Origin of the sequence: Streptomyces nojiriensis, from assembly GCF_017639205.1 — a bacterium.
Classification (GTDB): domain Bacteria; phylum Actinomycetota; class Actinomycetes; order Streptomycetales; family Streptomycetaceae; genus Streptomyces; species Streptomyces nojiriensis.
On sequence record NZ_CP071139.1, the window covers coordinates 4,534,250 to 4,552,289 of the forward strand.

The following is an 18,040-nucleotide window of genomic DNA, read 5'->3' on the forward strand; positions in this document are numbered from 1 at the left end:
TCCGCTGCGGGTCAGTCGTGCTTGCAGATCCGGTCGAGGAGATTGGCCGTGGCGCGCTGCACGCGCTCGTCGACGTGGCCGGGGCGGTCGAGCGCCGGGGACCAGGCGAAGGTGCCGGAGGCGAAGACCAGCGCCCCGCTGGGCGCCCGGTAGAGGGAGGTCTCCTGGTGGCGGCGGTGGCCCTCGCTGTCGAGGTACGGGGAGTGCGCCAGCAGGATCCGGTCCTGGTGCTCGGGGAGCTGGGTGCGCGGGAAGTAGCGGTCTGCCTCACCCGCGACCAGGCCGGGCAGCTCGTCGTTCTCGCCCGCGCCGGTGGAGTCCCAGAGCCAGTGGGTGGCGTTGCGCACGATCATGGGGGCCGGTTCGGGGACCCGGCCCGCGTACTGGATGCCGAGCAGCTGCTGCTCCGGGCGGTCGACCTCGCGCCACAGGCTGGGGCGGCCCGGGCCGCGTCGTTTTCGGCAGGTGAGGAGCCGGTCGTCGACCCCGGAGGGCGACGGGCCGAGCTCGACCTGCCAGTACATGGTGTTGGCCGAGAGGAAGACGAGCGAGGTGCCGTGCCGACGGGCGCGCTCGACGGTGCGGCGCATGGGGGCCGACCAGTACTCGTCGTGGCCGGGGAAGACCAGGCCGCGGTAGCGGGTCGGGTCGACGCGGCCGGCGTGCAGGTCGCGGGTGTCGGCGTAGGCGATGTCGTAGCCGTAGCGCTCGGCCCAGCGGATGAAGTCGTAGGCGTGGCCGACGTGCAGGGGCAGGCCCGCGCCCGCGTAGGGGCGGTCGAAGGAGACGGTGACGGCGGCGTCCTGCTCGCCGAGCAGCCGGCCCTCCTCGTCCCAGGCGTGGTAGAGGCTGGCGCCGCTGCGGCCGTCCTCCGGATAGAGGTTGTAGGCCTGCCAGGTGATGTCGGGGAGCAGGAGGAGGAGGTCGGCGGGGTGGTCGTCGCGGACCGTGAAGGGGATGTGGGAGCGGTAGCCGTCGGCGGTGGTGAGAACGGCGACGTACGCGCCGACGCTCCAGTACGAAGGGACCTGCAGGCGCCAGGACAGCCACCAGTGGTGGCAGGAGACGGTGCGGTCGGCGGCGAGCGGGGCCGGCTGGACGATGCCGGAGAGCCGCGGGCTGGTGGTGATCTTGGAGGCTCCGTCGCCGCCGTAGTGGCCGATCCGGTAGACGTCGACGGAGAACTGCTGGGGCGGGTCGACGGTGATGTGGAAGTCGATGGCCTCACCGGGGGCCACGCCGCCGGTGGAGGCGAAACCCTTGATCTGGCGGTGCACGTCGTCGGCGGTGCGGGGACCGCCGTTGCCGCGGGCGCGGGGGATCTGGCCGGTGCCGGCGGCCGCGGCGGCCGGGTCCACGTACCAGGGGACGACGTGGCCGGTGTCGTCGAAGTAGAGCTCACTGCCCCGGAACCAGGGCAGGGGGCCCTGTCCGAAGGGGTCGGACACCGCGTGCGCGAGCGCACCTGACTCCCAACGCCGGATCTGGTCGGCACCCATGACCGCTCCCCTCCCTCGATCCCCCCGAACGGGCGTGCATCGCCTCGGTACGCGGCTCCTGGCCGAGCTGAAACGGTGTTTCCCGGCATCCGATTCGGGACCGCCGGCCGCGACCGGTCCCAGCACATCACATAACGCACGCAGTCCGTCACTGTTCGTCGCGAATTGACGTGATCGGAACACCGCCTCAGACCAGGCGGACCGGCTTCTCCGGGCGGACGCCGAGGGCCGAGAGCCAGTCCCGCAGCGGCTCCGGGTTCCCCTCCTCGACCAGGCACAGCACGCGCGGCGCCAGGTCGGAGCGGCGGTCGCCGCCGACCAGCAGGACCGGACCGTCGAGCCAGTCCAGCCCCGGGGTGGCCCCGGCCGAATCCACGGCCGCGCAGCACACCATCGCCGTGACGTGGTCGGCCAGCAGGTCCCGGCCACTGCGCGGCGGCTGGAGCGGGAACAGCGGGACGGTGTCCGCGCCGCGCGCCTTCCCGGCCCCGGCGGCCGGTCCGGCGGCCCGCTCCTCGCGGGCCAGCTCACCGGTGATCCGGCCGGCCAGCGCCTCGCCGGCCGCGCCCCCGCCGCCGAGGTCGGTGAGGTGGCGCAGCACCCGCTCCAGGGTGGGCCCGGCGAAGGCGTCCGCGGTGGGGGAGGGCGAGTCGGCGGCCGCGAGCGTGGCGGGGCCCGCCGCTCCGGCCGCTCCCGAGGAGCCCTTCGCGTTCGAGGAGCCCTTGGAGTTCGAGGAGCCCGAGGAGCCGGGCCGGGCCGCGGGGGCGGCCGGAGGGGGCGCCGGGGCCGGTGCGGGGGAGCCCGAAGGGCCCGCGGGCAGCCCCGCCGGGACGGCCAGTGCGTCCAGCGCCGCGTGCAGGCGGGCCGCCTCCGTCCGCCATTTGCGGTCCACGACCTCCTCCGGATACGCCGCCCAGTCCACCGGGGACCAGTCCGGCCCGGCCTCGGCCGGACCTCCGTGGAAGAGCCGCGCGGCCAGCAGCGAGGTCGCCTCGTCGATCAGCCCGGGCTGCTCCAGCAGGTCGCAGGCGGGGCGCTCGCCCAGCCGCGAGGTGAACCCCTCGGCCAGCCGGTCCCGCCGGGACAGCTCGGTCAGCGCGGAGACCACCCCGGCGTCGAGGTGCGCGGGCCAGCGGCCCATCCGCCAGGCGGGCAGCGCGACCCGGGTCAGCAGCCGGTCCCAGCCCGCGTAGGCGAGGCCGACCTGCTCCTGGGCGACGATGCGCAGCCCGTAGTCCACACCCTGTGCACGCTCCGAGGCGGCCGCGGCCACCCCGCGCTCCATCTCGGCGGCGTCCGTCCGGCACAGCCGCAGCAGCAGCCGGGCCGGCGGCGCGATCCAGCCGAGGCCGCGCCGGCCGCCCACGTCCACGGCCGCGTCCAGACCGCGTACGAAGCCGCGCGCGTCGGCTATGTCCGGGTGCGCGGAAGGGCCCGTACCGGCGACGACGGGCGCGAGGACCGCCCGTAGCTCCGCGACCCGCATCCACCACAGGAACGGCGAGCCGATCACCAGCACCGGGGCGGCGCCCGGCTCGGACTCCGGCCCGACGGGTCCGGGCCCGGTGCCGAAGACGCGGGCGGCGCCGCGGCGGTGGGCCGCGTGGCTGCGGTCCTCCAGCCAGCTGTCGCAGTCCGGCGTCAGGGCTATCGCGGAGGGCGGCGGCACGTCCATCCGGTCGGCCAGGTCCCGCACCAGCCGGTAGAGATCGGGCGCGGCGGCCTCCGAGAGGGGCACCGTCGGCGTCACGGCGGGGCTCGCCCGCAGCACCACCGCGGCGAAGGCACCGCCGACGAGCAGCACGACCGCGGCGACCACGCACACGACGAGGGTCACCGTGGGCCAGGGATCACCGGCCAGCCGCCCCGTGGCCCGGGCGGCCACCAGGACCACCGCGAGGGCGGCGGGCAGCAGCCCGACGGCCGAGGCCCTGCTGCGCACGCGCAGCACGGCCAGAGCGCGGGAACGCGCGGACGGTACGCCCGCTTCCATGATCGAACCGGTTCCGGACACGGCCGGACCTCACCCCCTCTGCCCTGCGGCGACGTTGCTCACTCCCCCACTGTGACACCCGCCACTGACATCGCAATGCCGGTGGGCCAAGTGCCGGAATGCTTGCGCCGCACCCTAGTTGGGGCACGCGCGGGCGTCAGGCAGACGGCGGGACGATCACCCGATGGAATGGCTTTGGGTAAAGGTGGATGCGTTCGAACGCGGCCGGATGCAGTCGCACGCGGACATGCCCGCGGGCCCGGGCGCACGAGATGCGCACCGGGCCCGCGGGTCTGCGGAGCCGCTGGTCAGCGGCCCTCGGCCGCCTTGGCCGCAATATCCGTACGGTGCTGCGAGCCGTCGAGACGGATGCGCGCCACCGCCTTATACGCCTTCTCGCGCGCCTGCGCCAGGTCGGAACCGGTCGCCGTCACCGACAGCACACGGCCGCCCGCGCTGACCACGGCGTCGCCCTCGTGCCGGGTCCCGGCGTGCAGCACGTAGGCGTCCGGCCCGTCCTCGGCGGCCACCTCGGCCAGACCCTCGATCGGGTCCCCGGTGCGGGGGGTCTCCGGGTAGTTGTGGGAGGCGATGACCACCGTGACGGCCGCGTCCTCGCGCCAGACCAGCGGGGGTACGGCGTCCAGGGTGCCCTTGGCCGCGCCCAGCAGCACGCCGGCGAGCGGCGTGCGCAGCCGGGCCAGGACGACCTGGGTCTCGGGGTCGCCGAAGCGCGCGTTGAACTCGATGACGCGGGTACCGCGGCTGGTGATCGCGAGGCCCGCGTAGAGCAGCCCGGAGAAGGGGGTGCCGCGGCGGCGGAGCTCGTCGACGGTCGGCTGGAGGACCAGCTCCATGACCTCGTCGACCAGCTTCGGGTCGGCCCAGGGCAGCGGGGAGTACGCGCCCATGCCGCCGGTGTTGGGGCCCTCGTCGCCGTCCAGGGCGCGCTTGAAGTCCTGCGCAGGCTGGAGCGGGACCACGGTGACGCCGTCGGTGATGGCGAAGAGGGAGACCTCGGGCCCGTCGAGGTACTCCTCGATGACCACCCGGTCGCAGCCGAGCGCGTGCGCGCGGGCGGCGGCCAGGTCCTCGGTGACCACGACGCCCTTGCCGGCGGCGAGGCCGTCGTCCTTGACGACGTACGGGGCGCCGAAGGCGTCGAGCGCCTCGTCCACCTCTTCGGGGGTGGTGCAGACGTAGCTGCGCGCGGTCGGGACCCCGGCCGCGGCCATCACGTCCTTGGCGAAGGCCTTGGAGCCTTCGAGCCGGGCCGCCTCGGCGGACGGGCCGAAGACGGGGATCCCGGCGGCGCGCACGGCGTCGGCGACACCCGCGACCAGCGGGGCCTCCGGTCCGACGACGACCAGGTCGGCTTCGAGTTCGGTGGCGAGAGCGGCTACGGCGCCGCCGTCGAGGGCGTCGACCGGGCGGAGTTCGGCCACCTCGGCGATGCCGGCGTTGCCGGGAGCGCAGTACAGCGCAGAGACGGCGGAGTCGAGGGACAGAGAGCGGCACAGGGCATGTTCGCGGGCGCCGCCGCCGATGACGAGGACCTTCACGCTGCTCAGCCTAGCCGGGACCGAGCGGTCGTCTTCGTGCGGCCACCCAATCAGGACCGGTTACTCATTTGTGTATTCCTCCACAACGGTGGCTCCGAGCTCGCGAACGATCAGGTCGTGTCCGGTCAGTGCGCTCTCGACGAGGTCGGGATCGTCCTCCTCCGCGAAGTCGTCCTCGGGAGCGACCGGCGGGGGCGCCTGCTGTACGGGGGGCTGCGGGGCGGGAGCCGACTGCTGGGGCGGCTGCTGCGGCGTGTACTGCGGGGCGGAAGGGGCCTGCGGGGCGGGCGCCTGCTGCTGCGCGGGGGCCGACTGCGGGCTGTAGGCGGGGGCGGGCGCGGCCGGGGCGCCGTACGAGGAGCCGTACGAGGAGGGCTGGACCGGGGCCGGGGCTCCGCCGCCGACGACGGCCTCGATCTTCCAGTTGACCTGGAACTGCTCGGCCAGGACCGCCTTCAGGACGTCCTCACTGCCGCTGCTGGCGAAGTTGTCGCGGGCTCCGGCGTTGGGGAAGCCCAGCTGGAGGGTGGTCCCGTCGAAGCCGGTGACCTGGGCGTTCTGGCTGAGCAGGATCCAGGTGAAGCGGCGGCGGTTCTTGACGGCCTCCAACACGCCGGGCCACATCGCCTGCACCTGCCCGGCTCCGGCGGCCATGCCGGGGGAGGGCGCGGCGGCAGCGGCGGCCGGGGCGGGGGCGGCGGCCTGGGCGGCGGGCGCGGGAGCGGGGGCCGCGGCGGACGCGCCCGTGCCGGGCCAGGCACCCGCGGCGGCCGGTGCCGCGGCGCCGGGCCAGGCACCGGGCGCGCCGCTCCCGGGCTGCGCGGCGCCGGGCCATGCGCCGGGGGCGGGGGCGGCCGGAGCGGCGGGGGCAGGTGCGGGGGCCGGGGCGGCCTGGACCGGCTCGGGAGCCTGCACCGGGGCCGGGGCGGGCGCGGGCGTCGGCGCGGGGGCGGCGGCGCGCACGGCGGCCGCACCCCCACCGGGACCGGCGGGCGCCATGGCATGCGTCTCGGGCCCGGGCACGTACCCCATGGCGGGCGCGGCGGCCGGCGGCGCGTCGAAGGCCGCGGCGGCGGGCGGGCCGCTGCGCTCCAGCCGGTCGAGCCGGGCCTGGAAGGACCGCTCGTCGTCGAAGGCGGCGGGCAGCAGCACCCGGGCGCAGATCAGCTCCAGCTGCAGCCTCGGCGAAGTCGCGCCCCGCATCTCGGTGAGCCCGCTGTTGACCAGATCGGCGGCGCGCGACAGCTCGGCGGCCCCGAACACGGACGCCTGGGCCTGCATCCGCTCCACGACATCGGCGGGGGCGTCGATCAGCCCCTTCTCCCCGGCGTCCGGCACGGCGGCCAGGATCACCAGGTCGCGCAGCCGCTCCAGCAGGTCGGCGACGAACCGGCGCGGGTCGTTCCCGCCCTCGACGACCCGGTCGACGACCTCGAACGCGGCCGCCCCGTCCCCGGCGGCGAAGGCGTCGACGACGGAGTCGAGCAGCGAGCCGTCGGTGTAGCCGAGCAGCGAGGTGGCCATGGCATACGTCACACCGTCGTCGGCGGCGCCGGCCAGCAGCTGGTCCATGACGGACATCGAGTCACGCACGGACCCGGCACCGGCGCGCACGACCAGCGGCAGCACGCCGTCCTCGACCTTGGCGCCCTCGCGCCCGCACACCTCGCCCAGGTACTCCCGCAGGGTGCCGGGCGGCACGAGCCGGAAGGGATAGTGGTGCGTCCTGGACCGGATGGTCCCGATCACCTTCTCCGGCTCCGTGGTGGCGAAGATGAACTTGAGGTGCTCCGGCGGCTCCTCGACCACCTTCAGCAGGGCGTTGAAGCCCGCCGAGGTGACCATGTGGGCCTCGTCGATGATGTAGATCTTGTAGCGGCTGGACGCCGGCCCGAAGAAGGCCTTCTCGCGCAGGTCACGGGCATCGTCCACGCCACCGTGCGAGGCGGCGTCGATCTCGATGACGTCGATGGACCCCGGCCCGTTCCTGGCCAGGTCCCGGCAGGACTGGCACTCCCCGCAGGGGGTGGGGGTGGGACCCTGCTCACAGTTCAGACACCGGGCGAGGATGCGCGCACTGGTGGTCTTGCCGCAGCCGCGCGGCCCGCTGAACAGGTACGCGTGATTGACCCGGTTGTTCCGCAGGGCCTGCATCAGCGGGGCAGTGACATGCTCCTGCCCGATGACCTCGGCGAACGACTCGGGGCGGTAGCGGCGGTACAGCGCAAGGGACGACACGTATACGAGGTTATCCGGGCCCACCGACATCAGCGGCCCGCCGAAGCCCCGCGGGCCATCCCGTACGGCGCCCGGAACGCAAAGCGCCCCCCACGCACCCGCCAGAGCCCACTTACCCTTGCTGCCTTCCGGCCCTGGGGGAGTTGGGTGAGATAGCGCCACGTGAGGGGCTGGCCCCACCCTAGCGGATGGAAGGCCCCGGAATCGAGCCGGACCCCGACCGGCCCTCCGCCCGACGATCACGTTCGCGAGCACCCCTCAACGTCTTGTATTGTTTGCGGCGGAGGATTCGCCTAGTGGCCTAGGGCGCACGCTTGGAAAGCGTGTTGGGGGCAACCCCTCACGAGTTCGAATCTCGTATCCTCCGCCAGTGCCTCACCGGGCACGTTGTCGAAGGGCCCCACCGCTTGCGGTGGGGCCCTTCGACGTTGTCCGGTCGTGATGGTCCGCGTTCGCGCCCAGCGGGCCCGACCCGCACCGGCCGGAGGATCCCGAGGTTCCTGCAAGTCTCCGTCGGAGGAGGCAACCACGGGCCGCACGAAGGCGTCACTTGCGGTGACCGAGCCCCTGTCGCCTCCTTGGAGGGCCTCCGTTGCCACCACCATCTCAACCGCCTCTGCCGCCGTCCTTGCCACCGCTGCCCGGGCAGTCCGTGGCGGTGTGGATACGGCGTACGTTCCGCTCGCGCAAGGCACTGTCGGGCGTCACACAGTGGTTCATCGACTGGGGCATACCGATCGCCCTGCTCATCGGGGTCGTCTGGGTGTTCGGTGCCAGGCGGTCCGAAAAGGGCTGGAGCGGCATCTACAGGACGTTCACGCTCATCGATCCGCCCGCGCACGTGTCGTCGTGGGTCGCATCGGTACTCGGCTGGCTGCTGGTGCCCGCCCTCATCGGTGGAGTGGCCGGTCATGTGATCGCCGCCCGGATGCAGCGGGTCAAGGAGATCGCCACCAATCACCTCTTTCAGCAAAGGGGCCTCGGCCGCCGGCTCAAGCTGCCGGGAAGGATCACCTTTCTCGAGTCGCTGCACCTGAAGAGCGCCGAGGACCAGGAGTTCCTGGACCGCTATGTGAGGCGGGCCCACCGGGGAGACTGGAAGAAGGCCCAGGACCACTGGGAGGTCCTGGTCCGGGACGTGCTCTGCACGGTCGACCTCGCCGAACTGGACCGCACCGAGGCGCTCGAATCCGCCGAGAGCTTCGCCCGCGCGGTGATGTGGATGACCGGCTACCAGGACAAGTGCCTCGTGTGCACCGCGCGCACCGACCACCCGTGACCCCTCAGGAAGGACCCTGACGATGCAGACACGAAGCGCCGTGGAGATCGCTCGCGCCGCCCTGCGCGAAATCTTTCCCACCGCCCCCGAGGACGGCCTGGACGAGGGGGCACGTCACCTCGCCCGCTGGGGAGTCGAAGGTCACGGAACTCAGCTCGGCAGCTCGGCCGCCGCGCTCATGTACATCGATCTGGCCCGGGCATCCCAGGAGAGGCAACTGCCGGGCGACGTCACTGCGGCCGTCGAAATGAGTGCCGCCGAACGGACCTGGCGTGCGCCGTCACGGCGGGGCTGACCATGAACCGCGTGCGTTCCGAGCCGCTCACCGTCCTGGTCTTCGTCCGGTGCACCGACGGGCGCCACCGTTCACCGACGTACGCGCACTCCGTCTGACCTGCCCGAAGGACCCGGCCGCTCAGCGGCCGGGTCCTTCGGCGTTCCCGGGTCGCGGCGCCCGACCGGCATGATCGGGTCGCCTTTGGCCGGAACCTCCCTGGAGTTCGGCGGACCCGCTGTCTCCTTCGCCGTCCTCGGTGCGGTCGCCGCGGCACTCGCGGGCCTGGCCCACCTCTGCGACCAGCGCTTGCGGAGCAGGCAGACCGGTCTTCCCGCCGGGCGGGACGGACAGTTGGAGGCCTCGGGAGCCCCCCGCTGAAGACCGCGGTCGTCGGCGGCTGCGTGCCGGGGCGGGGGTGCCTCGGCCCGCAGGACGGCCGGAACACCCGCGCCACAATGGCCCGATGACGGACGAGGTGTTTCTGATACCGGCCCGGCCGACCGCCACGGCCGGGCTGCTCGCCGAGGCAGCCGCCCGCCGGGGGATGGCCGTCCGGGCCCTCGGCCCCGGCTTCGGCGAACTGGCCGGCCGGGCCGTGCACTGGTGCGGTGGTCCGCACGCCGCCGCGCGGGTGGCCGGGACGCTCGGGCTGGGGCTGCTGGAACCGCCCGACGACTGGCTCACGCGGCTGCCCGAGCGGTTCACGGGGCGTCGGATCGAGCTGACCACCCTGGGCCGGGCGGCGCGGGAACTGGCCGGCTCCGGACGGCCGGCGTTCGTGAAGCCGCCGCGCGAGAAGTCCTTCCCGCCCGCCGTGTACGGGCCCGGCGCGCCGCTGCCCCGGTCCCTGCCCGCCGCCACCCCCGTGCTGGTCTCGGAGGTGGTGGACTTCGCCGCCGAGTACCGGCTGTTCCTGCTCGACGGGGAGATCGCCGCCGGGAGCCGGTACGCCGTCCACGGGCGCCTGGACCCCGCCCCCCTCGACGAGGACGCGCACGGGGCGGACGTACGCGGCTTCGCGGCCGCGCTGCTCTCCGCGACCGGCACGGACCTGCCCAGCGCCGTCACCGTCGACGTCGGCCTCGTCGGCGCGACGGGCCGGTACGCCGTGGTCGAGGCCAACATGCCGTGGTTCTCGCACAGCTACGCCGCCCGGCCCGAGGCGGTCCTGGACGTGGTCCTGCGCGCGGCCGGACCGCTGCACCGCGTGCGCGCCGCCGACCTGCCGTACGTGACCCCGTAGGGGGAGGCCCCGGGCCGGCCTCCCCCGCTCCGCTCAGCCGGTGAAGCCGAGGGCCAGGGCGACGACCGCCGGAGCCGCGTAGATCACCGGGAAGGCCACGTGGGCGTAGGACTTCGCCCGCAGCACCGTGATCACGGCGCCCGCGAAGTACAGGGCGACCCCGATCGCCGCCGCGATGCCGATCGCGGGGACGAAGACACCCACCGCCAGGCCCACCGCGCCGGCCGCCTTCGCGGTGGCGAGCCAGGTCCACCACGAGCGCGGAACCCCGTACTCGGCCAGCGGCTCCACGACCCACTTCGCCCCGAGGAACATCGAAGCCGCCGAGAATCCGACCATGAACGCGCCGACCAGGGCGAAGACAACAGCGGTGGTGGACATCCGAGCTCCCTCTCGGGCGGGCGCCGGTGCGGACTCGCTCCGGTCTGTCTCCCGCCTGCTTCACTCCTCTGACCCGCCCCGCCGCACCGATGTGACAGGCCGCGCGGAAAACTTTCGCCCGCGCTCAGGGGCTGCCGGGGACGTAGACGTCGAGGGCCGGGAAGCAGACGGCGTTGTCCGCGCTGCAGATCTCCCGGTCGCCCGGCGAGAGTTGGCGGCCGGGACGTTCGTACGTGAGCAGGCTCAGCGTCCGGCCCGAGGCGAAAGCGGCCGTGGCATCGCGGACCGGGCCCATGCCCGGGCTCTGCGGCCCGGGTCCGGTGTACCCGTACGGGGCGTGGCCGCCGTCCACGACGGCGAAGTAGACCGTGGGCCCCTCGTGGTACCGGACGCCCTCGGTCACCAGCCGGATCCCGATCCGCGCCCAGGACGTCGGCAAGGGGTTGCAGGTGGTGCTCGCGCGGGCGTCACGGACGACGGCCAGGCAGTAGTTCCGATCGTCGGGCAGCCAGGCGAGCTCGCCCGCGTCGCCCGCCGGTTCGCGGTGGATCACGATGACGGATCCGTCGTCCGGAACACGGGCCCCGGAGTCCGCGCGGGCGGCCTCCAGCAGGCGGTCGTCGGCGGCCGTGACCCTCGCGTCCCCGACCGGCTCCGCGGGCCCGGACGATCCCGACGGCCCGGACGACCCCGACGCGCGCGGCGGCTCGGACGCCGACGGGGAAGGTGCCGCGGGCGGCGGCACGGACGACGACGCCGCGGGCGCCGGCGGTGTCCACGACGGCGCCGCTGCGGGCTGCGCCGGGACCGCGGGCGGCGAGAGCGCCGGCGCGGGCGGCAGGGTGCACGCTCCCGTCGCGAGAATCGCCACCGCGCATCCCGCGGCGGCCGCCATCGTCCCGTGTCTCATCGAAATCCGCCCCCGTGCAGCTGGAACCCGTGTGCCGGGGGCAGTCTGCCGTGTCGCCGAGTCCGGCAACACGGCAGGGGCGGCGCTCAGCCGAAGCTCGGCATCTCACCCACTGTTGTCGACATGTCGATCACTGCGAAAGCGGCGCCCTGCGGGTCCGTGACCGCCGCGAACCGGCCGAACGGGCTGTCCATCGGACCGAAGTGCAGCTTCCCGCCGTGCTTCTGAGTCTTCGCCACCGCATCGTCGCAGTCCGGCACCCCGAAGTAGACCTGAATGTACGGCGGCACCTCCGGCGGGAAGTCGTCGTTCATCTTCATCCGGCCCAGCACCGGGTTCCCGGCGCCGCCGACGCTGAAGACCTTGAAGTCCATGCCGGCCATCTCGGGGTCCTCGCCCGGGTCCATCTGCTGGGCGCCGTACGGGAAGACCTTCGGCAGGAAGGCGTCCGCCTTGGCCGGGTCCCGGGTGAAGACCTCCGCCCACGCGTACGAGCCCGCCTCGCCCATCTTCTCGAAGCCCTTGTGCTCGCCCGGCTGCCAGACGCCGAACACCGCGCCGCTCGGCTCCTTCGCGATCAGCATGGTGCCGAAGGCGCCCACCTGCATCGGGCCCATCAGCACCTCGCCGCCGTTGGCCGTCACCTTCTCGGCGGTGGCCGCCGCGTCGGACGAGGCGAAGTACAGACACCACTGCGAGGGTGCGTCGGCCCCCGGCATCGGCGGGACCACGGCCGCGACGGCCTTGCCGTCGGAGTAGGCCTGCGTGTAGTTGCCGTACTCGCTGCTGGCCTCGCCGAAGGTCCAGCCCAGCACGTCCGCGTAGAAGGTCTTGGCCCCCTCCACGTCGGCGAACATCGCGTCCACCCAGCACGGAGCGCCTTCGGGGAACTCAGACATGATCGATCGACTCCTCGTCTCGTACCTGCTGTCGTCGTAGACGGTCGTACTCACGCTAGGCGCGCGGTGCGGCGACCGCGCGGGGAGCGCGCCCAGGCGGGACGCTGGAGCCATGGACAAGGACATCACCATCCGGCTGGCACAGCAGCCGGAGGCCGACGCGCTGCTCGGCCGGAGCCCGCTCGCCGCACTCGTGGGAATGCTGCTGGACCAGCAGGTGCCGATGGAGTGGGCGTTCTCGGGGCCCTGGACGATCGCCCAGCGGCTGGGCGCCGACGATCTCGACGCGCACACCATCGCCGCGTACGACCCGGAGGCCTTCGCGGCCCTGCTCTCCGAGAAGCCCGCCGTCCACCGGTACCCGGGGTCGATGGCGACGCGCGTCCAGCAGCTGTGCGCGTACCTCGTCGAGCACTACGACGGGAACGCGGAGGCGGTGTGGGCCGACGCGGCCACGGGTCAGGAGCTGCTGAAGCGCCTCAAGGCGCTGCCGGGCTTCGGGGAGCAGAAGGCGCAGATCTTCCTCGCCCTGCTGGGCAAGCGGTTCGGCGTACGTCCCACGGGCTGGCGGGAGGCCGCGGGCGGGTACGGCCAGGCCAACGTCTACCGTTCGGCGGCCGACATCACGGGCCCGGAGTCCCTGGCCAAGGTGCGGGCGCACAAGCAGGAGATGAAGGCCGCCGCGAAAGCCGCCAAGGCCTCGGGCGGCTCGTGATCCCGGCCGGTCCCGGCGGGTCCGGGTGGGCCCCGGTCGGCCCCGGCCGGTCCCAGTCGGACCGGCCGCGGAATTGACCGGCGTCACAGGCCTTCGATTGACCCCTGATTTCGGTCGCTCAAGATCGTAGATTGGTGGACATGACAGAGATCGCGACCCGCGCCGCCACCGCCGAAGCCATCCACGACGCCCCCGGCAGCCTCATCACCCTGCTCACCGACACTGCCGAGCTCACCTGCAACACCGCCACCTTCGACGAGGGTGCGGCGGGCGCCCCGGTGCACTTCCACACCAAGGCCACCGAGTTCTTCCACGTCACCGCCGGCCGGCTCGACATCCTCGTCGACGACGAGATCCACACCCTGGGCGCCGGCGACTTCATCGCGGTCCCGCCGGGCGTGAAGCACGCCTTCGCCCCCGCCCCCGGCCACACCGCCGCCGTCTTCGTCGGCTTCACCCCCGGCATGGGCCGCTTCGACTACTACCGGCTCCTCGGCCGGGTCAACGCGGGCGAGGCCACCGTGCAGGACATCAAGGACAGCTCGGCGACCTACGACAACCACTACGCGGAGAGCCCCGTCTGGAGCGGCCGCCGCCGCAGCGCGGAGCCGTAGACCACGTCCGCGTCGAGGCGGCGCAGTTCCTCCGCGATCAGTTCGGCGCCGCTGCGGATCTTCAGGGCCACCTTGCGGTCGGGGCTCTCCGGCAGGCTCAAGGTGGCCAGCACGCCCGCGGGCCGGTCCACCCGGATCTCCCCGCCCGCGGTCTGCAGGCTGACCCCGGTGATCACCGGGCCCTCGGTCGCCACCCGGGCCACCGGCACCCCCAGCCGGTCCTCCAGCCAGCGCGCCAGCAGCTCCGCGCTCGCGTTGTCGGGCTCGCTCTCCACCGCCGCGCCGGTCACCGGCAGCGGCTTCTGGTCCAGGGCCGCGGCCAGCAGCGAGCGCCACGGCGTGAGGCGGGTCCAGGCCAGGTCGGTGTCGCCGGGCTGGTAGCCGGCGGCCCGCTCGTCGAGCACGCCGACCGGGTCGAAGGCGGCGGCCGCGTCCGTGATCCGGCGCTGCGCGAGCGCGCCCAGCGGATCCCGCGCCAGGTCGGTGGGCGCGTCGGCCGGCCACCAGGCCACCACCGGCGCGTCCGGCAGGAGCAGCGGCAGGACGACCGAGCCGGCCTGCTCGGTCAGCGCGCCGTGCAGGCGCAGCAGCACGATCTCGCCGGTCCCGGCGTCGGAGCCGACCCGCAGTTCGGCGTCGACGCGGTCCGCGCGGAGCTTGTGCGGGCCGCGTGAGGTCCGTCTGATCACCGCGATGATGCGGCAGGGGTGTTCACGCGAGGCCTCGGAGGCCGCGCGTACGGCGTCGTAGGCGTTCTCCTCGTCGGTGGCGAGGACGAGGGTCAGCACCAGCCCCATGGTCGGGCTGCCTATCGCCCGGCGGGCTTCGAGCAGGGCCCGGTTGACCTTGCTGGACGTGGTGTCGGTGAGTTCGGTCCGCATGCACCGAGTCTGTCACCGCGTCACCGGCGCCTGCGCGCCGTCCCGAAGATCGAGCGCGAGATCTCCCGGCCCACCTGTGTCCCGATCGACCGGGCCAGCGAGCGGAACAGCCCGCTCCCCACCACCTGCTCGGCCAGTGAGGGGTCCGGCTTCGGGGTGCTGCGCGCGGCCCGCGCGGCCTGCTTCTGCGCCTCCTCGGCCTGCTTCTCGGCCTCGGCTGCGGCCGCGGCGGCCTCCGCCCGCGCCTCCGCGGCGGCCTGTTCGGCGCCGATCTTCTCGTACGCCGACTCGCGGTCGACCGGCGCCGCGTAGCGCGACCAGAGCGGGGAGGACTTCACGGCCTGCTCCAGGTCCGCCGCCGCGATCGGTCCCATCAGCGACTGCGGGGCCCGCAGCCGGGTCGCCGCGACCGGGGTCGGGGCGCCGTTCTCGCTGAGCACGGTGACGACCGCCTCGCCGGTCCCCAGCTGCGTGAGCAGCTCCTCCAGGTCGTACGCGGAGCGGGGGAAGGTCTTCACGGCCGCCTTCAGCGCCTTGGCGTCGTCGGGGGCGAAGGCGCGCAGCGCGTGCTGCACCCGGTTGCCGAGCTGGGCGAGGACGTCCGACGGCACGTCCTTGGGGGTCTGGGTGACGAAGAAGACGCCGACGCCCTTGGAGCGGATGAGCCGGACCGTCCGGGTGATGGCCGCGAGGAAGGCTTTGGAGGCCCCGTCGAAGAGCAGGTGCGCCTCGTCGAAGAAGAAGACGAGCTTGGGCTTCTCCAGGTCGCCGACCTCCGGCAGGTCGTTGTAGAGGTCGGCGAGCAGCCACATCAGGAAGGTGGAGAAGAGCTGCGGCTTGTCCTGGACCGCCGGGAGTTCCAGTACGGAGACCAGGCCGCGCCCGTCGGCGGCCGTCCGCAGGAACTCGCCCGTGTCGAACTCGGGCTCGCCGAAGAACTCCGAGGCGCCCTGCTGCTCGAAGGCGGTGAGCGCCCGCAGGATCACCCCGGCCGTCACCGTGGACAGTCCGCCGATCCCCTTGAGTTCGGGTCTGCCCTGGTCGGAGACGAGGAAGGCGACGACCGCGCGCAGGTCCTTGAGGTCGATCAGCTCCAGGCCCTTGGTGTCGGCGTAGTGGAAGATCAGGCCGAGGGACTGCTCCTGCGTCTGGTTGAGCTGGAGCACCTTCGACATCAGCACCGGACCGAAGCTGGTGACCGTGGACCGCAGCGGGATCCCCGGGCCGATCCCGCCCAGCGAGTAGAACGCGCAGGGGTATCCGGTGGGCTCCCACGACTGGGCCACGTCCCGGGCCCGTTCGCCGACCCTGTCGCCCGCCGTCCCGGGCACCGAGATCCCCGAGAGGTCGCCCTTGACGTCGGCGAGGAAGACGGGGACGCCGCCTGCCGACAGCTGTTCGGTGATGAGCTGGAGCGTCTTGGTCTTGCCGGTTCCGGTGGCTCCGGCGACCAGTCCGTGGCGGCCCAGCATCGCCAGGGGGATGCGGATCTGACGGTCGGGCAGGCAGTCGCCGTCCCAGAGGAGGGCCCCGAGGTCGAGCGCGGGTCCGGTGAACGCGTACCCGGCGGCGATCTCCCCGGCCGGGCCCGCCGGGTCCGGCCGGTCCGCCGGAGGGGCGGGGTCGGTGCTCTCGCTCATGCTTCACTCCCGAAATAGCGCTGTTCATCACTTTTGCACCGCCGTCACGAGGCTGCGCCCGCACGCACCGGCCCGGTAGGCTTTCCGTGTGATCTTCAAGCGCATCGGAAGCGGACGGCCCTACCCCGACCACGGCAGGGAAACCACCCGGCAGTGGGCGGACGTCGCGCCGCGCCCGGTCCGGCTCGACCAGCTCGTGACGACCAAGGGCCAGCTGGACCTCGAAACGCTGCTCGCCGAGGACTCCACCTTCTACGGCGACCTGTTCGCGCACGTCGTGAAGTGGCGGGGCGACCTCTACCTGGAGGACGGGCTGCACCGCGCCGTGCGCGCCGCCCTCCAGCAGCGCCAGGTGCTGCACGCGCGCGTCCTCGAGATGGACTGACGGCTTCGCCCGTATTGCGCCTTTCGGGTCACCATTGACCTATCAGCAGATCATTTAGTAGGCATCGACACCGGGCCGCACTACGCTGCGCCCATGAGCATGCTCACTCCCCCCGGCATGGGCGGAAAGTACCGCGTCACGGGAGCCGCCTACCCCCGTATGAGTCGTAAGCGGAGCCGTACCCGGATCGTCCTCGCTGTGCTCGGCTCGATCCTTGCGCTGGCCCTGGTCGGCTACGGGGCCCTGCAGCTCATCGACGTGTTCCGGGGCGACAGCCCCAAGCGGAATACGGCTGCGGGGGCCAAGGACTGCCCGACGACGCCTCCCGGTACCGCCGCCAAGGGCGGCCCCGGCGCCGCCTCCACCGCCCCGGCCGCCGGCAAACCGGCGGTCGTCCTCCCCCCGCCCGGGGAGATCGCGGTCAACGTCTACAACGCGACCCCGCGCGCGGGCCTGGCCAAGGCCGTCGGTGACGAGCTGGCCAAACGCGGCTTCGTCATCGGCAAGGTGGGCAACGCACCGGCCGACTTCGACAAGAAGGTCCCCGGCACGGGGATACTGCTCGGCTCCCCGACGACCGACAAGGCGGTCTTCGCCGTACTCGGCACGCAGCTCGCCGGCACCACCCAGCAGACCGACACCCGCGAGACCGCGGACGTCGACCTGATCCTGGGCGACGCCTTCAAGGAGCTGAGTACGAAGGAGGACGCGGACAAGGCGCTGGCCCTGTTGGCCAACCCCGTGCCCGCGCCCAAGAACTGCTGACGTGCGAGGCGGTCCGGACGCACCGGACCGCCGCGCGGCCCTGCTGCGCCGAGCCCTACTCCGCCGAGCCGTACATCCGGTCGCCGGCGTCACCCAGACCCGGCACGATGTAGCCGTGCTCGTTGAGCCGCTCGTCCACCGCGGCCGTCACCACCGTCACCGGCGTGCCCGCCAGCTCGCGCTCCATGATCTCGACGCCCTCGGGCGCGGCCAGCAGCACCACGGCCGTGACGTCGTCGGCGCCGCGCTTGATCAGCTCCTGGATCGCCGCGACCAGCGTGCCGCCGGTGGCGAGCATCGGGTCGACGACGTAGACCTGGCGTCCCGAGAGGTCCTCCGGCATGCGCGTCGCGTACGTGGAGGCCTCCAGGGTCTCCTCGTTGCGGACCATGCCCAGGAAGCCCACCTCGGCGGTCGGCAGCAACCGCACCATGCCGTCGAGCATGCCGAGGCCGGCGCGCAGGATCGGAACGACCAGCGGGCGCGGGTGCGAGAGCTTCACGCCGGTGGTCGGGGCAACCGGGGTCTCGATGTCGGCCTGCTCCGTGCGCACGTCCCGGGTGGCCTCGTACGCGAGCAGGGTCACCAGCTCGTCGGCGAGCCGCCGGAAGGTGGCGGAGTCGGTGCGCTTGTCGCGCAGGGTGGTGAGTTTGTGCGCCACCAAGGGGTGATCGACGACCTGCAAACGCACAACATCCTCCAAAACTCAGCCTGCGACCTGCAAAAACGGTCGCACGACGCGACCTGCACCCAAAAGGC

18 protein-coding genes, 1 tRNA gene and 1 other RNA gene are annotated in these 18,040 nt (G+C 73.3%); 9 read left to right on the forward strand and 11 right to left on the reverse strand.

Annotated elements, in window-relative coordinates:
- Window positions 1-11 precede the first annotated feature (11 nt).
- The 5 genes from JYK04_RS21090 to ffs all read right to left on the reverse strand — a co-directional run bounded on the left by JYK04_RS21090 (window position 12) and on the right by ffs (window position 7,467).
- Entirely contained in the window at window positions 12-1,499 is a 1,488-nt protein-coding gene (locus JYK04_RS21090; protein ID WP_189737652.1) for a N,N-dimethylformamidase beta subunit family domain-containing protein, read from the reverse strand.
- Window positions 1,500-1,686: 187 nt separating this feature from the next.
- Window positions 1,687-3,513, reverse strand: a complete 1,827-nt coding sequence (locus JYK04_RS21095; protein WP_229875315.1) for a M48 family metalloprotease — start codon at window positions 3,511-3,513, stop codon at window positions 1,687-1,689.
- Between the two features lie 287 nt (window positions 3,514-3,800).
- Window positions 3,801-5,054: a phosphoribosylamine--glycine ligase gene (gene purD / locus JYK04_RS21100; RefSeq protein WP_189737654.1), complete on the reverse strand. Its 1,254-nt coding sequence runs from the start codon at window positions 5,052-5,054 to the stop codon at window positions 3,801-3,803.
- A gap of 60 nt (window positions 5,055-5,114) precedes the next feature.
- Window positions 5,115-7,292: a DNA polymerase III subunit gamma and tau gene (locus JYK04_RS21105; protein WP_189737657.1), complete on the reverse strand. Its 2,178-nt coding sequence runs from the start codon at window positions 7,290-7,292 to the stop codon at window positions 5,115-5,117.
- 76 nt (window positions 7,293-7,368) lie between these two features.
- Window positions 7,369-7,467, reverse strand: an RNA gene (gene ffs, locus JYK04_RS21110) — signal recognition particle sRNA small type.
- A gap of 107 nt (window positions 7,468-7,574) precedes the next feature.
- On the opposite strand from ffs, the gene JYK04_RS21115 reads away from it, so the two are divergent.
- The 5 genes from JYK04_RS21115 to JYK04_RS21135 all read left to right on the forward strand — a co-directional run bounded on the left by JYK04_RS21115 (window position 7,575) and on the right by JYK04_RS21135 (window position 10,091).
- A tRNA-Ser gene (locus JYK04_RS21115) sits at window positions 7,575-7,662 on the forward strand.
- Window positions 7,663-7,950: 288 nt separating this feature from the next.
- The gene (locus JYK04_RS21120; RefSeq protein ID WP_229875323.1) at window positions 7,951-8,571 is read left to right on the forward strand and encodes a DUF6313 family protein; all 621 of its coding nucleotides are present in this window, start codon (window positions 7,951-7,953) and stop codon (window positions 8,569-8,571) included.
- Window positions 8,572-8,593: 22 nt separating this feature from the next.
- Window positions 8,594-8,866: a hypothetical protein gene (locus JYK04_RS21125; protein ID WP_189737660.1), complete on the forward strand. Its 273-nt coding sequence runs from the start codon at window positions 8,594-8,596 to the stop codon at window positions 8,864-8,866.
- A 183-nt stretch (window positions 8,867-9,049) separates the two neighbouring features.
- Entirely contained in the window at window positions 9,050-9,226 is a 177-nt protein-coding gene (locus JYK04_RS21130) for a hypothetical protein (protein WP_189737662.1), read from the forward strand.
- Between the two features lie 85 nt (window positions 9,227-9,311).
- On the forward strand, window positions 9,312-10,091 hold the full coding sequence (locus JYK04_RS21135) for an ATP-grasp domain-containing protein (protein WP_189737665.1): 780 nt from the start codon (window positions 9,312-9,314) through the stop codon (window positions 10,089-10,091).
- A 33-nt stretch (window positions 10,092-10,124) separates the two neighbouring features.
- Here the strand turns inward: JYK04_RS21135 and JYK04_RS21140 are convergent, their stop codons facing one another.
- The 3 genes from JYK04_RS21140 to JYK04_RS21150 form a co-directional block, all read right to left on the reverse strand.
- Window positions 10,125-10,472 (reverse strand): DoxX family protein, encoded by a 348-nt coding sequence (locus JYK04_RS21140; protein ID WP_189737668.1) that lies wholly within the window; start codon window positions 10,470-10,472, stop codon window positions 10,125-10,127.
- Window positions 10,473-10,596: 124 nt separating this feature from the next.
- Window positions 10,597-11,343, reverse strand: a complete 747-nt coding sequence (locus JYK04_RS21145) for a hypothetical protein (RefSeq protein WP_189737671.1) — start codon at window positions 11,341-11,343, stop codon at window positions 10,597-10,599.
- A gap of 125 nt (window positions 11,344-11,468) precedes the next feature.
- A complete protein-coding gene (locus JYK04_RS21150; RefSeq protein ID WP_189737674.1) occupies window positions 11,469-12,281 on the reverse strand; it encodes a VOC family protein in 813 nt (270 codons plus the stop codon).
- Window positions 12,282-12,393: 112 nt separating this feature from the next.
- Between JYK04_RS21150 and JYK04_RS21155 the strand changes: the two genes are divergently transcribed.
- Window positions 12,394-12,996 carry an HhH-GPD-type base excision DNA repair protein gene (locus JYK04_RS21155; protein WP_189737677.1) on the forward strand — a complete coding sequence of 201 codons (603 nt, stop codon included), beginning with the start codon at window positions 12,394-12,396 and terminating at the stop codon, window positions 12,994-12,996.
- Between the two features lie 140 nt (window positions 12,997-13,136).
- Window positions 13,137-13,610, forward strand: a complete 474-nt coding sequence (locus JYK04_RS21160) for a cupin domain-containing protein (protein ID WP_189737681.1) — start codon at window positions 13,137-13,139, stop codon at window positions 13,608-13,610.
- On the opposite strand, the gene opcA is transcribed toward JYK04_RS21160, so the two are convergent.
- Both opcA and JYK04_RS21170 read right to left on the reverse strand, forming a co-directional pair.
- A complete protein-coding gene (gene opcA, locus JYK04_RS21165; protein ID WP_189737683.1) occupies window positions 13,559-14,491 on the reverse strand; it encodes a glucose-6-phosphate dehydrogenase assembly protein OpcA in 933 nt (310 codons plus the stop codon). The two genes, JYK04_RS21160 and opcA, sit on opposite strands and share 52 nt — an antisense overlap.
- Before the next feature lie 20 nt (window positions 14,492-14,511).
- On the reverse strand, window positions 14,512-16,131 hold the full coding sequence (locus JYK04_RS21170) for a helicase HerA-like domain-containing protein (RefSeq protein ID WP_189737686.1): 1,620 nt from the start codon (window positions 16,129-16,131) through the stop codon (window positions 14,512-14,514).
- An 88-nt stretch (window positions 16,132-16,219) separates the two neighbouring features.
- Here JYK04_RS21170 and JYK04_RS21175 point away from each other — a divergent pair, with 88 nt between their 5' ends.
- Window positions 16,220-16,516: a type II toxin-antitoxin system VapB family antitoxin gene (locus tag JYK04_RS21175; protein WP_030010424.1), complete on the forward strand. Its 297-nt coding sequence runs from the start codon at window positions 16,220-16,222 to the stop codon at window positions 16,514-16,516.
- Window positions 16,517-16,609: 93 nt separating this feature from the next.
- Entirely contained in the window at window positions 16,610-17,281 is a 672-nt protein-coding gene (locus JYK04_RS21180) for a LytR C-terminal domain-containing protein (protein ID WP_229875326.1), read from the forward strand.
- Between the two features lie 55 nt (window positions 17,282-17,336).
- On the opposite strand, the gene upp is transcribed toward JYK04_RS21180, so the two are convergent.
- Window positions 17,337-17,972 (reverse strand): uracil phosphoribosyltransferase, encoded by a 636-nt coding sequence (gene upp / locus JYK04_RS21185; protein ID WP_030010426.1) that lies wholly within the window; start codon window positions 17,970-17,972, stop codon window positions 17,337-17,339.
- Window positions 17,973-18,040: the final 68 nt, after the last annotated feature.

Coding starts and splice junctions, on each gene's coding strand:
- JYK04_RS21155 (WP_189737677.1), top strand. CDS start 12,394: ATGGACAAGGACATCACCATCCGGCTGGCACAGCAGCCGGAGGCCGAC.
- JYK04_RS21090 (WP_189737652.1), bottom strand. CDS start 1,499: ATGGGTGCCGACCAGATCCGGCGTTGGGAGTCAGGTGCGCTCGCGCAC.
- JYK04_RS21125 (WP_189737660.1), top strand. CDS start 8,594: ATGCAGACACGAAGCGCCGTGGAGATCGCTCGCGCCGCCCTGCGCGAA.
- JYK04_RS21135 (WP_189737665.1), top strand. CDS start 9,312: ATGACGGACGAGGTGTTTCTGATACCGGCCCGGCCGACCGCCACGGCC.
- JYK04_RS21140 (WP_189737668.1), bottom strand. CDS start 10,472: ATGTCCACCACCGCTGTTGTCTTCGCCCTGGTCGGCGCGTTCATGGTC.
- JYK04_RS21170 (WP_189737686.1), bottom strand. CDS start 16,131: ATGAGCGAGAGCACCGACCCCGCCCCTCCGGCGGACCGGCCGGACCCG.
- JYK04_RS21150 (WP_189737674.1), bottom strand. CDS start 12,281: ATGTCTGAGTTCCCCGAAGGCGCTCCGTGCTGGGTGGACGCGATGTTC.
- opcA (WP_189737683.1), bottom strand. CDS start 14,491: ATGCGGACCGAACTCACCGACACCACGTCCAGCAAGGTCAACCGGGCC.
- JYK04_RS21180 (WP_229875326.1), top strand. CDS start 16,610: ATGAGCATGCTCACTCCCCCCGGCATGGGCGGAAAGTACCGCGTCACG.
- JYK04_RS21160 (WP_189737681.1), top strand. CDS start 13,137: ATGACAGAGATCGCGACCCGCGCCGCCACCGCCGAAGCCATCCACGAC.